Below are 14895 nucleotides of genomic sequence, written 5' to 3'. Positions count from 1 at the left end.
GCAAACATGTCTCTTGACCCCGCAAGGGGGAGGAAAGCTGTTCGCGGGCCTCCGCAATTCTTCCGCTTAAAAACAAAAACGCCGGCACGAGGCCGGCGTTTTCGCATGCGGAGATCAGCGCCGAATCAGGCCGCCTTGCTCCACTTGCCCAGGGCCGCCAAGCCATTGTCCTTGGCGCGGGCATAAACCGTTTGCTGCGCCTTGGCCACGTTGTTGGCCAGGTCCTGCGACCACAGCTTCAACGCGGCCGACTGCATGGCGCGGCCGTAGGAGAACGACAGCGGCCACGGATTCGGGCCGAGGCGGTTCATCGCGTCCAGGTGCGCGGTGGCTTCTTCGTCGCTCTGGCCGCCGGACAGGAATACGATGCCCGGCAGGATCGCCGGCACGGTCGACTTCAGGCACATCAGGGTCGACTCGGCGACTTCGTCCACCGACGCCTTCTCGCCGCTGTCCTTGCCCGGAATCACCATCGACGCCTTCAGGATGGTGCCCTCCAGCATCACGCTGTGCTGGTACAGCGCGTCGAACAGCGAACGCAGCACCACTTCGGTGACCTCGTAGCAGGTCTCGATGTCGTGGCTGCCGTCCATCAGCACTTCCGGCTCGACCATCGGCACCAGGCCCTGCTCTTGGCACAGCGCGGCGTAGCGCGCCAAGGCATGCGAATTGGCTTCGATGCAGGTGCCCGACGGGATGTCGTCGCCGATGTTGATCACCGCGCGCCATTTGGCGAAGCGGGCGCCGAGCTTGTAATACTCCTCCAGGCGGCCGCGCAGGCCGTCCAGGCCTTCGGTGACCACTTCGCCGGGGAAGCCGGCCAGGGCGAACGGGCCTTTGTCGACCTTGATGCCCGGGATGATCCCGTTTTCGGTCATCACCTTGGTGAACGGCACGCCGGCCTTGGTCGACTGGCGGATCGTCTCGTCGTACAGGATCGCGCCGCTGATGTAGTCGCCCAGCTTGGGCGTGGTCAGCAGCAGCTCGCGGTAGGCGCGGCGGTTCTCTTCGGTGTTGTCGATGCCCACGCCGGCGAAACGCTTGGCGATGGTGTTGTTGGACTCATCGATGGCGATGATGCCCTTGCCCGCGGCGACCATGGCCAGGGCGGTTTCGGCAAGCTGTTCGATGCTCATGGGGCTGGCTCGGCGTGGGAAACGGCCATTATAGCCGCCCGCAACAGCGCGGCCGCCGTTGAAGGCGGCCGGCGACGGTCTGAACAGGCTGGAATTAAGGCGTCGGCGGGGGTGGCGGCGGCGGATTCTGTTGCTGGACCCGCCTCAGCGCCGCTGCGGCCGCGGCGGCCTGCTGTTGGCGATCTTGCAGCCGCTGCAGTCGCTCCATCTCGTGCTTGTCCAGCCCGGCGAAGAAACGGTCGGCCTTCTGCCGCTGGATGAAGCCGGCCAGGTCCGAAATCTTGCAATGGCTGGTCAGGCCGGCGACGTCGACGGCTTGGCGGCCCATGAAATGCAAGGTCGCGACCGTGTAGGTAGCCGCATCGGGACGAACTTGCTTCGGCTGGAACTTCCATTTCGAAACCGCCGCCGCGCCCGCCTGGGCGAACGCGTCCCAATAGCCGGGTTCGGGTTCGTCGTCGTCCGAAGCGCTGTTCCAGGCCTTGAGCAGGCTGAAATCCGACGTGGTGCCATCCGGCCGCACCGCGTATCCGATGGCCAGGCAGACGTTGTCGCCGCGCGCCGCGAATTCGGCCGGATAAGCCGGGGCCTCCAACGCGGCCCCTTCGCGCAACGACCAGGCTCCGCGCAAACCGCCTTCGTCGACCACGCGCACTCTTTCGGCGCATGCGTCGCCGAGCGCGAGCAGACCGATCGCGGCCGCCAATACCCAACGCTTCCTGTCGGCCATATCGTTTCTCCTGTCGGTCTATCCGTCGCTCGAAGAATCAGCGGTTGCTGCCGCCGCGAATGGGCTGAACGGCCGATTGCCGCTGCTGGTCCATCGCGCGTCTCGCGTTCTCCTGCGCCTGGCGGCTGCCGCTCTTCTGGAAGCCGCTCGATTTCTGCTCCTGGACCAAATCGGCCAAATCGGCGATGCCGCATTTGCTGCGCAATCCGGCCGGATCGGTGCCGTCCTTGCCCATGAAGGTCATGGTCGCGACGGTGTAAGTCGGCTTCGGCTCCGTGATCTCGGGCCGCGGCTTGAACTTCCACTGCGCCAACGCCTGCGCGCTGGCCTGGGAGAACGCTTCCCAATAACCGGGCACGGGCTCTTTGTCCGCGTTGGCGCTGTTCCAGGCTTTCACCAGGCTGAAGTCCGAAGTCGTGCCGTCGGGCTTGATCGAATAGCCCATCGCCACGCAGACGCTATCGCCGCGGTCGGCGAACGAGCTGGGATAACCGGGCGCCGCCAATTTGACGCCGTCGGCCAGCATCCATTCGTCGCGGATGCCGCCTTCGTTGACGATCCTCACTTTCTTATCCGCCGCCGCGCCTGCGGCGGCGTAGAGCAATAAGCAAGCGGCCAGCGCCGCCAGGCGGACACGAATGTTCATAGGCCCTCCTCCCGTATTCGTCCCCCCTTAAACGCCCTGGCGCAGGCGCTGTCAAGGGCTCCGGGACGTATCGCTGGCTTGGATCGTCCGAAGGCCTTCAGATCTCGCCCAGGCCCTGGGCCACACCTTCCGGCCCGACTTCCAGCAAGCGCAGCGTGTTGGTCGCGCCGTGGTGCTCCATGTGGTCGCCGCTGGTGAAGATCACCCGGTCGCCCTCGGCCAGCAGGCCGGCGCCGAACAGAGCTTTCAGCGCGGCGCGCGCGGCTTCGCGGGTGGCCAGGCCGCGGCTGTCGAAATCGATCGGGAACACGTCGCGCATCAGCGCCATCCGCCGCCGTGCGCCGCCGTGACGCGACAGGCCGAAGATCGGCACGCTGGAGCGGAACCGCGACAGGAAGCGCGCGGTGCCGCCGGATTCGGTCATCGCCACGATCGCGCGCACGCCGATGTGCTCGGACAGGAACATGCTGGCCATCGCGATCGCCTGGTCGGCGCGCTGCAGATCGCGCTGCGCTTTTTCGAAATCGGTATTGGCCTCGAACTGGCGCTCGGCGCCGACGCAGATGCGCGCCATCGCTTCGACCGCGCGGACCGGGAAATCGCCGGCCGCGGTTTCCTGCGACAGCATCACCGCATCGGTGCCGTCGATCACGGCGTTGGCGACGTCGAGCACTTCGGCGCGGGTCGGGATGGGGCTGGCGACCATCGACTGCAGCATTTGCGTGGCGGTGATCACCACTTTGTTGCGCAGCAACGATTCGCGGATGATCTTCTTCTGCAGGCCGGGCAATTCGGCGTCGCCGATCTCCACGCCCAAGTCGCCGCGGGCGACCATCACCACGTCGCTGGCGTCGATGATCTCTTCCAGGTTCTCGATCGCCTCGGCGCGTTCGATCTTGGACACCAAGGCGGCATCGCTGCCGGCGGCGCGGGCGATCGAACGGGCTTCTTCCATGTCGGCCGCGTTGCGGCAGAACGAGACGGCGATGAAGTCGACTTCGATCTGCGCCGCCACGCCGATCAGCTCGCGATCGCGTTCGGTCAATGCGCCCAGCGACAGGCCGCCGCCGAGGCGATTGAGGCCCTTGCGGTCCGACAGCACGCTGTCGTTGAGCACCTGGGTGACGATGCGCTCGCCTTCCACTTTTTCGACGCGCAGTTGGACGACGCCGTCGTCCAGCAACAGCACGTCGCCGGCCGCGACGTCGTCGACCAGGCCCAGATAGCTCACGCCGACTTGGGTCGCATCGCCGGGCGGCGCATCGGCGCGCGCGATCAGGTCGAAGCGGTCGCCGGCGCGCAGCTTCACCTTGCCTTCGGCGAACCGCTCGATGCGGATCTTCGGCCCCGGCAAGTCGGCGAGGATGCCGACTTCGGCGCCGACCCGCTGCGCGGCTTCGCGCACGGCTTGCGCGCGAACCACCTGCGCGGAGGGATCGCCGTGCGAGAAATTCAGGCGGACCACGTTCACCCCGGCGCGGAACAGCGCATCGAGCACGCCGGGCGCATCGGTGGCCGGGCCCAGGGTAGCGAGGATGCGGGTGCGGCGCCGGTGTTCGGACATGCGGGTCGGGTTCGCGCGTGGGAATCGCCCTATCCTAGCCCAGACCCGCGACCGGAAAAGCTACATGTCCTTCGATCTGCCCGCGGCCCTGGCCGCATTGCCGGCGTTTCCGCAACTGCGCGGCCCGCGCGTCCGCCTGCGCGGCCCGCGCCGGGAGGACGCCGATGCGGTTTTCGCGCTGTTTTCCGATCCGGCCGTGATGCGCTATTGGAGCCGGCCGCCGATGATCGTGCGCGACGAAGCAGCGGCGCTGATCGCCGAGATGCAGGAAGCCTTCGCCGAACGCGACAAGCTCAACTGGGTCGTCGTCGACAAGCGGGACGAGGCGATCGGCACCTGCACCCTGTTCCGCTTCGATGCGCGCCACCGCCACGCCGAACTCGGCTACGCGCTGCGTTCCGACTTGTGGGGCCAGGGCCTGGCCCGCGAGGCGGCGTCGGCCGCGCTGGATTGGGCCTTCCGCACGCTGCGGCTGCATCGCGTCGAAGCGGACATCGATCCGCGCAACGAGGCCTCGCGGCGGATCCTGCGGCGGCTGGGCTTCGTCAGCGAAGGCGTGCTGCGCGAACGTTTCTTCGTCGGCGACCAGGCGACCGATTCGGAAGTCTTCGGTCTGCTGGCCGAGGATTGGATGAAGCGCGAAGCCTGAACCTTCAGCTCGTGTAGAGCGGAGCTCGCTCCGCTGCATTTTCTTGCGGTTTAAAAAATCAAGAGCAGCGCAGCAAACTACGCTCTACACAAGCGCAAGGCAGGGAGCGAGCCCGCTCTAAAAATCGAAATCGGAGCCCCGATCGCTGGATCGGGGCCGATGTCGACGATGCGCGCTCAGCTGTCCGGCCTGCAGCCTTGGGTGAACCATTTGTTCTCGGTTTCGATGCCCCAGCGCCCGTCCATCGCGCCGCAGCCCGCGGTCCAGGCGCCCACCAGCGCGCCTTCGTCGTCGTAGTAGTGCCAAGTACCCTGCCAATTCGCGGCTGCGCTGAACGACAGGCAGGCGAACAAAACGGCCGCGACCGTCGCGGCGATTATCCTGTTACGGCTCATGCTCTCTCCTCCATGGACGCGGAATTCGTTTCCGCATCGGGAGATTGGCACGTCCGCGCAGCGTGCGGATCAAATATCCGTTAACGAGAATGGCGCCACGTCGCAGATTCGGATTTTGTGGGAGCGGCTTCAGCCGCGAGCTCTTCCGCATTCATGCGAACATCATGAAAACTCGCGGCTGAAGCCGCTCCCACAGGGCCCTGCCTTGCTCAGATCGGCGACGAACAGCCTTGTGTGAAGCTGTAGTCGCCGGTGACCGTGCCCCAGGTGCCGTCGGCCGCGCCGCAGCCGACCGTGCGATGGCCGACGTAGCCGCCGTCCGCGCCGTAATAGACGAAGGTGCCTTGCAGGCAGCCGCCGGCCGAGCTGATGCCGGACACGGCCGCGAGCAGGATGCCCGCCAACAGCAGTTTCGTGTTGCGCATTGTCGTCCTCCTTGTCGTGCGGCGATCGCGCCGCGTCGTGGTTCAGTCCGGGCAGCTCAGCTGCCTGATGGTGTACGTGTCCGTGCGCTGGCCGCTGTAGTACACGTGGCCGTCGCAGGCGCCGATCTGATAACCGACTTCGTTACCGGCTTGGTCGTAGAACGTCATGATGTAAGGCCATCGTCCCGCCAACGCTGCGCCGGCGATGCCGAGCAGCGCGACGATGCCGAGAAGAATCCTTGCACGGCGCATGGGTCGCTCCCGATGATCGGTCCGTCGTTGGACCGCGCCGGAGATTACTCCCGGGGCCGCGCGGGAAACTTGATGCAGTCGCCGAAACGACAAAGGTGAACGGGCGCTATGTCCGCCGAACCCGGGCTTTTTTGTAGGAGCGGCTTCAGCCCGCGAGCTCTTTCCTCAAACCGCGACAATGCAGCGATTTGGGAGTAAAGCTCGCGGCTGAAGCCCGCTCCTACGAAGAGCGAGGCGTCAGCAGCGTTGTTGCAATGCAGCGACCGCCGGCAAGGTCTTGCCTTCCAGGAACTCCAGGAAGGCGCCGCCGCCGGTGGAGATGTAGCCGATTTCGCCGGCGATGCCGTATTTGTCGATCGCGGCCAAAGTATCGCCGCCGCCCGCGATGGAGAACGCGTCCGATTCGGCGATGGCGTGCGCCAAGGTCTCGGTGCCGCGGCCGAAAGCGTCGAATTCGAACACGCCGACCGGGCCGTTCCAGACCACGGTGCGCGCGTCGGCGATCACCCGCGCATAGCGGGTCGCGGTTTCCGGGCCGATGTCCAGGATCATGTCGTCGGCGCCGACCCGGTCGACCGGCACGATCGAGGCCGGCGAATCGGCCTTGAATTCCTTGGCGACGACGACATCGACAGGCACCGGGATATCGGCGCCGCGCGCTTTCGCATCGGCCATGATCTTTTTCGCGGTATCGATCAAATCCGGCTCGTACAGCGATTTCCCGACCGCATGGCCTTGCGCGGCGATGAAGGTGTTGGCGATGCCGCCGCCGACGATCAGCTGGTCGACCTTGCCGACCAGCGAGGACAGCAATTCGAGCTTGGTCGACACCTTCGAGCCGGCGACGATCGCCAACAGCGGCCGCGCGGGTTTTTCCAGTGCCTTCGCCAACGCATCCAACTCGGCCATCAGCAGCGGACCGCCCGCGGCTTGTTTCGCGAAGCGGATGACGCCGTGCGTCGACGCCTGCGCGCGGTGCGCGGTGCCGAACGCGTCCATCACGAACACGTCGCACAGCGCCGCGTATCGCTTCGACAAGGCTTCGTCGTCCTTGCCTTCGCCCACGTTCATGCGGCAATTCTCGAGCAGCGCGATCGAACCGGGCGCGGCTTCGACGCCATCGAGGTAATCGCGGACCAGCGGCACTTCGCGGCCCAGCAATTCCGACAAGCGCGCGGCCACCGGCGCCAGCGAATCCTCTTCGCTCCACGCGCCTTCCTTGGGCCGGCCCAGGTGCGACATCACCATCACCGCCGCGCCGGCGTCCAGCGCGCGGCGCAGCGTCGGCAGCGAGGCCTGGATGCGCTGGTCCGACGTCACCCGGCCGGCTTCGACCGGCACGTTCAGATCCTGGCGGATCAGCACGCGCTTGCCGCGCAGGTCGAGGTCGGTCATGCGGACGATGGCCATGGGCGTTTCCGGAAAGGGATCAGACGCGTATTGTCCTAGGCTGCCGCCGGGCAGGCAAACCCGCTGGCCCCGGCGTCGGCGCGAATTCGTTATGGGAACGCATGAGCACACATCCCCAGACCGCCATTCTGCCCGGACCCATGCTAGGCCGACTGCTCGGCGCCGCTCCTGATGTGATCACCGGGATCGCTTGTCTGATCGTCTGGATTTCGCCGCTCACCTTCGGCCAGGGCGCGGTCAAGACCGTCGTGCTGATGATGCTGATGGAATTCCTGCTGGTGCATGGCACCGGTTTCTTTACCGTGGTCGCACTGCTCGAAGATGTTTCGCGTGTGAAGCGGCTGTTGGCGATGTCTGGGTTGCTCTGTTTTTATGCGCTGTTCGTCGGCGCGTTCGTGGCCGTATTCCGCGCCTGGTGGCCGGTGTGGGTCTTCCTGTGGCTGGCGGCGAGCAAGGCGATCTGGATCTTCGCGGCGCCGCGCGACCGCGAAGCCGAAACCGCGCGGCAGATGGGCGCTTGGGCGTTTTCGGTGGTCGTTTACCTGGCGGCGGTGTTCGGCGGCGTGATCTTGCCGCTACCCAGGTTGGGCATCACCGAGGAATTGCTGCCGACGTTGGGATTGCCCGGTAGCGGCGAGTGGATCGAGCGGCCGCACACGGCCGTGGCCGGCATGGCGTTCTATTACTTCGCGATGGCCGCGTTCAAAGGGTGGCGGGGCGGAGCGATGGAATCCGCTGTTCCTCCCCCTTTGAAAAAGGGGGATTGAGGGGGAGCGAAGGGAGCCGCTTGCAAGCCGTAGGCTTGCGGCTGACTGAGCGCCGTCGCGTAGGCGACGGCCGGGAATCGCGCAGCGATTTGCTTTGATCTTGCATTGCTCCTAATGCGAAGCGAAGCGAAGCAAATCAAAAGCAAATCCCCCATCGCCTTCGGCGATTCGCCCCCTTTTCAAAGGGGGCAACAGCAAAGACTTACTTCGCGACGACCTTGACCATCTCCAAGCACTTGTTGGAATAGCCCCACTCGTTGTCGTACCAGCTGACCAGCTTGACGAAGGTGCCGTCGAGCGCGATGCCGGCGTCGGCGTCGAAGATCGAGGTGCGGGTGTCGCCGCGGAAATCGGTGGCGACCACCTTGTCTTCGGTGTAACCCAGGATGCCCTTCAGCGCGCCCTCGCTCTGCGCCTTCATTTCCGCGCAGATCTCGGCATAGGTGGCAGGCTTCTCGAGTTCGCAGGTCAGGTCGACCACCGACACGTCGCTGGTCGGCACGCGGAAACTCATGCCGGTGAGCTTCTTGTTCAATTCCGGAATCACCACGCCGACCGCCTTGGCCGCGCCGGTGCTGGACGGGATGATGTTCTCCAGGATGCCGCGGCCGCCGCGCCAATCCTTGTTGCTGGGGCCGTCGACCGTCTTCTGGGTGGCGGTGGCGGCGTGCACGGTGGTCATCAGGCCGCGCTTGATGCCCCACTTGTCGTGCAGCACCTTGGCCAGCGGCGCCAGGCAGTTGGTGGTGCAGCTGGCGTTCGAAACGATCGCCTCGCCCTTGTAGGTCTTGTCGTTGACGCCGTAGACGAACATCGGCGTGTCGTCCTTGGACGGCGCCGATAGGATCACCTTCTTGGCGCCGGCGTCCAGATGCTTCTGCGCGGTGGCCTTGTCCAGGAACAGGCCGGTGGATTCGATCACCACCTCGGCGCCCACTTCGTCCCACTTCAGGTTCGCCGGGTCGCGTTCCTGGGTCAGGCGGATCTTCTTGCCGTTGACGATCAGGGTGTTGCCTTCGACCGCGACCTCGCCCTTGAAGCGGCCGTGGACCGAGTCGTACTGCAGCATATAGGCCAGGTAGTCCGGCTCGAGCAGGTCGTTGATCGCGACGATCTCGATCTCGTTGCCGAAGTTCTGCACGGCCGAGCGCAGCACGTTGCGTCCGATCCGGCCGAAACCATTGATGCCTACCTTGATCGCCATGAAGCCGCTCCTGCAAAGACGGGGAAGGGAAAGACCGGTATTTTAGCGGTTCGTCCAGACCCCCATAACCCCCATCACCTCGACCGGCCGCCGATGAAAACGCTGCGCAGAACGCTTCTGATCGCTTTTTTGCTGTTTTTGGCCCCCATCGCGCTGGGCTGGAGCGCCCTCGGCCACCGCCTGGTGGGCGAATTGGCCCAACGCCATCTGAATCCGGCCGCCCGCGCCGAGGTCGACAAGCTGCTGGCCGGCGAGCCCGATCCGACCCTGGCCGGCGTTGCCGACTGGGCCGATAAGCTGCGCGATACCGATCCTGCGCGGTTCAAGCAGACCCAGTCCTGGCACTACATCAACACGCCGCCGGGCACCTGCGAATACAAGCCGGAGCGCGACTGCCCGGACGGCAATTGCGTCATCGCCGCGATCGAAAAACAGCGCGCGATCCTGGCCGACCGGAGCCAGCCGCTGGAAGCGCGACGCGACGCGCTGAAGTTCATCGTCCATTTCGTCGGCGACGTGCATCAGCCGATGCACGCCAGCAACCGCACCGACAAGGGCGGCAACGGCTACCAGATCAGTCTGCGCACCGATCTGCAGCCGGAAGCCTACGCGCGCAAGAACTACGTCGACGGCGTCATGGGTACCAATCTGCATTCAGTCTGGGACTACTACATCCTCGGCTCGAAGAAATTGGAGCTGTCGCCGTACGCGGCCAAGCTCGACGCCCCGCCCTGGCCGCCGGCTGCGCCGACGACGAGCGATCCGGCCGCATGGGCGGGCGAATCGTGCCGGTTGATCGAATCGCGCCATCTCTATCCGGAAGGCCACAAACTCGACATCGCCTATCTGGACGCGCAGCGCCCGCTGGCCGAGCAACGCGTGCGCCAGGCGGCTTACCGGCTGGCCAACCTGCTCAATGAGACACTCGGCCACTGAGTCCGAGGCGACGACGATGAAGCCGATCGTGCATCCGCACCGCCACGCCGGCACCGGCACTTGGAGCTATGTCGTGGCCGATCCGCAGACGCGGGAAGCGGCGCTGATCGATCCGGTGCTGGATTACGACGCCGCATCGGGCCGCACTTCGACCGTTTCATCGCAAGCCTTGCTCGATGATGTCGACGCGAACGGCTATCGGGTCCGCTGGCTGCTGGAAACGCATGCGCATGCCGATCATCTTTCCGCGGCGCACTGGCTGAAGCAGCGTTTTCCGCATGCGACGCTGGCGATCGGCGAAGGCATCCGCACCGTGCAGAGGACCTTCGCGCCGATCTTCAACCTGGGCGCGGACTTCCCCACCGACGGTTCGCAGTTCGATCGCCTGTTCGCAGCGGACGAACGTTTCGCATTGGGCTCGATCGAAGCGCGGGTCGTTCCGGTGCCGGGCCACACCAGCGACAGCAGCGCCTATTTGATCGGCGACGCGCTGTTCACCGGCGACTCGCTGTTCATGCCCGATGGCGGCACCGCGCGCTGCGATTTTCCGGGCGGCAGCGCTGCGACGCTGTACCGTTCGATCCAGCGGCTGTTCGAATTGCCCGACGACACTCGCGTCTTCGTCTGCCACGACTACGGCCCCGGCGGCCGCGAACCGGCCTGCGAAACCACCATCGGCGAGCAGAAACGCGCCAACATCCACGTCCGCGACGGCATCGGCGAAGCCGAGTTCGTCAAAAAACGCGAGGAGCGCGACGCCACCCTCGCCATGCCGGCGTTGATCATCCCCTCGGTGCAAACCAATATCCGCGCCGGTGAATTGCCGCCGGCCGAGGACAACGGCGTACGCTATTTCAAGGTACCCCTGGACAAATTATGACCACCGCCGAAAAGACGCTGCGGCTTACGCTCGGCTTCGCGCTCGCCGCGGGCCTGTCCGCCTGCGCCGGCGCGAGGCCGGTACGCGAAGCCGCTCCCGAGCCTGCCGGCCATGGCGGCCACGCTTCGGAACCTTTCGCGCCTTCGCCTTTCGCCGTACCGCTGGACGCCGCGACCTTGGCCAAACTGCCGCGCGAAACCGTGCAAGCCGCGGCGCACGGCGAATCGCTGGACTGCGAAGGCGTGGCGCTCGACGCGCTGCTGCGCGCGACCGGCGCGCTGCCCGCCGACAAATTGCCCGGCCCGCAGCTCGCGCGCTACGTGCTGGTGGGCGCGCGCGACGGTTATCGCGTGCTGTATTCGCTCGCCGAGCTGGATCCCGGCACCGGCAAGCGCCGCGCGCTGCTTGTCGACCGCTGCAACGGCGCGGCGCTGGGCGAAGAAGATGGACCGCTGCGACTGATCGCACCCGAAGACGCGCGTCCGGCCCGCTGGGTGCGGCAAGTGAAATCCATAACGGTGGTGACGGCTCCATGAGCGAGGTCGAATTGATCCTCGCCGCGCTCCTGTTCGCGGTGGCGGTACTGTATTCATCGGTCGGCCACGCCGGCGCCAGCGGCTACATCGCTGCGATGGCGTTGCTTAATTTCGCGCCGGAACAAATGCGCCCGACCGCGCTGGCGCTGAACCTGCTGGTCGGCGGCATCGGCCTGTTCCGTTTCTGGCGCAGCGGCTACGTGCGGTGGCGCAACGTGCTGCCATTCGTGCTGGCATCGGCGCCGGCGGCTTTCTTCGCCGCGCAGGTCAAGTTGCCCAAGGAAAGCTATTCGATACTGCTGGGCTTGGTGCTGCTGATTGCGGCCTTCGGCGTTTTCCGCAGCGCCTCCCGCGCCGAGGCCACCGACACCCAGGACGCCGGACGCCGTGTCCCTTGGTTGGCGGGACTGTTGGTCGGAGCCGCGATCGGCGCGCTATCGGGACTCACCGGCACGGGCGGCGCGATCTTCCTCACGCCGCTGCTGCTGTTCGCGCACTGGATGCCGACCCGCGAGGCCAGCGGCACTTCGGTCGCATTCGTCTGGATCAACTCATTGACGGGCCTGGCCGGCCTGATGCACGCCAGCGGCACATTGCCGACCGCGTTGCCCCTATGGCTGGGCGCGGTCGCAGTCGGCGCCCTGATCGGTACGCAGCTGGGGTTGAAGTGGCTGCCGGTCAAGGGTTTGCGCTACGCGTTGGGCCTGGTGCTGTTGATCGCGGCGGGCAAATTACTGCTCGCATAACGCTGCGGGCAGCGGAGTGGGCCGACAAACCGGCTACGGAGTAGGCTAAGCGCCATGACACGCCCGAGCTCCCCCGCCCTGTTCACTTCGCTCGACGACGCCGTCGAATCCCTCCTCGCCAGCCTCGAAGGCCCGCTCCGCGTCGGTGCGCCGTTGGGCATCGGCAAGCCGCATCGCTTGTTGAACGCGCTGTACGAGCGCGTGGCGCGCGATCCTTCGCGGCCGATGCAGCTCTACACCGCGCTGTCGCTGGACCCGCCCGACGGCGGCAGCGAATTGGAGCAGCGCTTCCTCGGCCCGTTCGTGTCGCGTCTGTACGGCGACGACTTCCCGCGCCTGGCCTACGTGCAGGCGCAAAAGCGCGACGCGCTGCCCGCGCACGTCGAAGTGGAAGAGTTCTACATGCAATCCGGCGCGCTGCTGAATTCGCGCCAGGCGCAACGCCGCTACGCCAGCCTCAACTACACGCACGTGGCCAAGGCGCTGGCCGATCGCGGCATGAACGTACTGGTGCAGAAAGTGGCCAGCAACGACGAAGGCACGCGCTTCTCGCTGTCGTCGAATACCGACCTCACTTTCGATGCGATCGGCGCGATCGTGGCGCGCGGCCTGCCGCGGCCGGTGCTGATCGCGGAAATCGACCCGCAACTGCCTTGGCTGGGCGGCGTGGCCGAAGTCGACGCGGACTTCTTCGACATGGTCGTCGCGCCGCCCGCGCCGTATCCGAAACTGTTCGCGCTGCCGCGCCAGCCGGTGGGCGACGCGGAGTACGCGATCGGCTTTTACGCCAGCGCCTTGGTGCGCGACGGCGGCACGCTGCAGATCGGCATCGGCGCGCTGTCCGACGCGTTGTGCCATGCGCTCGCCCTGCGCCATACCGACAACGCCGCCTACCGCAACGTGATGAAGGCGCTGGATCCGGAGATAGAGAAGCATCCGGCGGTCGTCGCCAGCGGCGGATTGGATCCGCTGCCGCAAGGCCTGTACGGCTGCAGCGAGATGATCAACGAAGGGTTCCGCCATTTGGTGGAAGTCGGCGTGATCCGGCGCAAGGTGGTCGAAAACGAAGCGCTGATGCGGCGCATCGCCGACGGCGAGGCCAGCGTATTGGATTTGGAACTGCTGGACCGCGACGGCGAATTCCTGCACGGTGCGTTCTATTTGGGTTCGCCTGATTTCTACCGTTGGCTGCGCCACCTGGACGATGCGACCCGGCGCGCGATCGGCATGCGCCGGGTCAGCGAGGTCAACGAACTCTACGGCGGCAACGAAACGCTGGAGCGGCTGCAGCGCCGCGAATCGCGCTTCTTCAACACCTGCATGATGGCCACCGCGCTGGGCGCGGCGGTGTCGGACGGCTTGGAAGACGGCCGCGTCGTCTCGGGCGTCGGCGGCCAATACAACTTCGTCGCGATGGCCCACGCCCTGCCCGACGCGCGCTCGGTGCTGTTGCTGCGCGCGGTGCGCGAACAAGGCGGCAAGGCCGAGTCGAACATCCGCTGGAATTATGGGCACACCACGATTCCGCGCCATCTGCGCGATGTCTACGTGACCGAGTACGGGATCGCCGACGTGCGAGGCAAGACCGACGAGGATTGCATCGTCGCCATGGCCGGGATCGCCGATGCGCGGTTCCGTCACGATCTGCTGTCGACGGCGAACCGGAGCGGCAAGCTCTATGACCAACTCGTGCAGTTGCGCCTGGGCTCGGGCAATTCGCCCGAGCGTTTGCGCGCCGCGCTGGCGCCGTTCCGCACCGACGGCACCTTGCCGGACTATCCGCTGGGCAGCGATTTCACCGAAGTCGAACAGCGGCTCGTGAAGGCGCTGGGTTGGCTGAAATCGAATTCGGCGACAACCTGGGGCAAGGCCATGACCGTGGTCGGCGCGATGTTCGCCGGTCGCAGCGACGATGCCGAGGCGCTGGAGCGGATGGGCCTGCGGGCGCCGAAGGATTTCAAGGAACGGCTGTACGCGCGGCTGGTGTCTTACGCGCTGCAGAACTCCGCACGTCCGTAGCCGTCGGGGCTGAAGCCCCTCCCACAAAAGCGGATTGCTGCTCTTGTGGGAGGGGCTTCAGCCCCGACGCTCTTCGACCCAAATCGAATCCCAGTACGGATAGTCGGCGATCCGCTCGACCAACCCAGATCGCAAGGGGTTCGCTACGACATATCTCGCAGCATCCAGAAGATTTTCTTCGCGCCGCAATGCGCGATCATGAAAGCCAGACATCCACACGGGTCCGGTCCGCTCTTGAGCAGCGATCAACGCGCGAGCCGATCGGCCTTTGGCCAGCCCAACCAATCTGTCCAATCGAATCGGATCTTCGAGATGGACTAGTCCATGCCAGTGATCCGGCATCAGCACCCAGCATAGGAGCTTAGCGCCCGGCCAAGTTTCGGCTTCGCTCATGGCACCGCAAACGACCGACGCGGCTTCCCACTCTGCAAACCGCTTTTCGCGCGCATGCGCGACGGTCGTCATCAGATAGATCCGACCCGGTTCCGACCAACGGCCGCGGCGGAGAGCGCGATAACCCGGTTTCGATGCAGGAATATCCATGCACCGAAACTAGCCAGTCATTCAGTTGGACGCTGTCGGACAGTTAGCCAATGTCGG

Annotated in this window: 17 protein-coding genes; 7 read left to right on the top strand and 10 right to left on the bottom strand. The window is 65.8% G+C overall.

The features are described from left to right. Positions 1-125 precede the first annotated feature (125 nt). From FCE95_RS11770 to pyk, 4 genes are all read right to left on the bottom strand, one after another. Positions 126-1136 (bottom strand): class I fructose-bisphosphate aldolase, encoded by a 1011-nt coding sequence (locus FCE95_RS11770; RefSeq protein ID WP_137267202.1) that lies wholly within the window; start codon positions 1134-1136, stop codon positions 126-128. Positions 1137-1230: 94 nt separating this feature from the next. Next, positions 1231-1866, bottom strand: a complete 636-nt coding sequence (locus tag FCE95_RS11765; protein WP_137267201.1) for a hypothetical protein — start codon at positions 1864-1866, stop codon at positions 1231-1233. A gap of 37 nt (positions 1867-1903) precedes the next feature. After that, positions 1904-2512, bottom strand: coding sequence for an energy transducer TonB (locus FCE95_RS11760; RefSeq protein ID WP_137267200.1), 609 nt, complete (start codon positions 2510-2512; stop codon positions 1904-1906). A gap of 97 nt (positions 2513-2609) precedes the next feature. Beyond that, positions 2610-4076: a pyruvate kinase gene (pyk, locus tag FCE95_RS11755; protein ID WP_137267199.1), complete on the bottom strand. Its 1467-nt coding sequence runs from the start codon at positions 4074-4076 to the stop codon at positions 2610-2612. A gap of 64 nt (positions 4077-4140) precedes the next feature. Between pyk and FCE95_RS11750 the strand changes: the two genes are divergently transcribed. Then, positions 4141-4725, top strand: a complete 585-nt coding sequence (locus FCE95_RS11750; protein ID WP_189644735.1) for a GNAT family N-acetyltransferase — start codon at positions 4141-4143, stop codon at positions 4723-4725. Positions 4726-4901: 176 nt separating this feature from the next. Here FCE95_RS11750 and FCE95_RS11745 read toward each other — a convergent pair whose 3' ends face one another. From FCE95_RS11745 to FCE95_RS11730, 4 genes are all read right to left on the bottom strand, one after another. After that, positions 4902-5120 carry a DUF6289 family protein gene (locus FCE95_RS11745; RefSeq protein ID WP_137267197.1) on the bottom strand — a complete coding sequence of 73 codons (219 nt, stop codon included), beginning with the start codon at positions 5118-5120 and terminating at the stop codon, positions 4902-4904. 209 nt (positions 5121-5329) lie between these two features. Beyond that, positions 5330-5545, bottom strand: coding sequence for a DUF6289 family protein (locus tag FCE95_RS11740; protein ID WP_137267196.1), 216 nt, complete (start codon positions 5543-5545; stop codon positions 5330-5332). 42 nt (positions 5546-5587) lie between these two features. Further along, a complete protein-coding gene (locus tag FCE95_RS11735; protein WP_137267195.1) occupies positions 5588-5797 on the bottom strand; it encodes a DUF6289 family protein in 210 nt (69 codons plus the stop codon). A gap of 237 nt (positions 5798-6034) precedes the next feature. Beyond that, complete coding sequence (locus FCE95_RS11730; protein ID WP_137267194.1) at positions 6035-7207, bottom strand: phosphoglycerate kinase; 1173 nt, start codon at positions 7205-7207, stop codon at positions 6035-6037. Positions 7208-7308: 101 nt separating this feature from the next. On the opposite strand from FCE95_RS11730, the gene FCE95_RS11725 reads away from it, so the two are divergent. Continuing rightward, a complete protein-coding gene (locus tag FCE95_RS11725) occupies positions 7309-7974 on the top strand; it encodes a hypothetical protein (RefSeq protein WP_137267193.1) in 666 nt (221 codons plus the stop codon). A 202-nt stretch (positions 7975-8176) separates the two neighbouring features. Here the strand turns inward: FCE95_RS11725 and gap are convergent, their stop codons facing one another. After that, the gene (gene gap / locus FCE95_RS11720) at positions 8177-9178 is read right to left on the bottom strand and encodes a type I glyceraldehyde-3-phosphate dehydrogenase (protein WP_137267192.1); all 1002 of its coding nucleotides are present in this window, start codon (positions 9176-9178) and stop codon (positions 8177-8179) included. A 129-nt stretch (positions 9179-9307) separates the two neighbouring features. Here gap and FCE95_RS11715 point away from each other — a divergent pair, with 129 nt between their 5' ends. The 5 genes from FCE95_RS11715 to FCE95_RS11695 are packed head-to-tail and all read left to right on the top strand — an operon-like array spanning position 9308 to position 14295. Then, positions 9308-10114 (top strand): S1/P1 nuclease, encoded by an 807-nt coding sequence (locus FCE95_RS11715; protein ID WP_223266878.1) that lies wholly within the window; start codon positions 9308-9310, stop codon positions 10112-10114. A gap of 16 nt (positions 10115-10130) precedes the next feature. Next, positions 10131-10994 (top strand): MBL fold metallo-hydrolase, encoded by an 864-nt coding sequence (locus FCE95_RS11710; protein WP_137267190.1) that lies wholly within the window; start codon positions 10131-10133, stop codon positions 10992-10994. After that, positions 10991-11530, top strand: coding sequence for a molybdopterin-binding protein (locus FCE95_RS11705; protein ID WP_137267189.1), 540 nt, complete (start codon positions 10991-10993; stop codon positions 11528-11530). The genes FCE95_RS11710 and FCE95_RS11705 overlap by 4 nt, the downstream gene beginning before the upstream one ends. Further along, entirely contained in the window at positions 11527-12276 is a 750-nt protein-coding gene (locus FCE95_RS11700; RefSeq protein ID WP_137267188.1) for a sulfite exporter TauE/SafE family protein, read from the top strand. Before FCE95_RS11705 ends, FCE95_RS11700 begins: the two co-directional genes overlap by 4 nt. 54 nt (positions 12277-12330) lie before the next feature. Beyond that, complete coding sequence (locus FCE95_RS11695) at positions 12331-14295, top strand: acetyl-CoA hydrolase/transferase C-terminal domain-containing protein (protein ID WP_137267187.1); 1965 nt, start codon at positions 12331-12333, stop codon at positions 14293-14295. A gap of 57 nt (positions 14296-14352) precedes the next feature. Here FCE95_RS11695 and FCE95_RS11690 read toward each other — a convergent pair whose 3' ends face one another. Further along, positions 14353-14838: an REP-associated tyrosine transposase gene (locus FCE95_RS11690; protein ID WP_137267186.1), complete on the bottom strand. Its 486-nt coding sequence runs from the start codon at positions 14836-14838 to the stop codon at positions 14353-14355. Positions 14839-14895: the final 57 nt, after the last annotated feature.

It is taken from the genome of Luteimonas gilva (genome assembly GCF_005239095.1).
Taxonomy (GTDB): domain Bacteria; phylum Pseudomonadota; class Gammaproteobacteria; order Xanthomonadales; family Xanthomonadaceae; genus Luteimonas_C; species Luteimonas_C gilva.
Note: the sequence above shows the minus strand (reverse complement) of the source record. Positions and strands in the feature narration are given on the sequence as shown.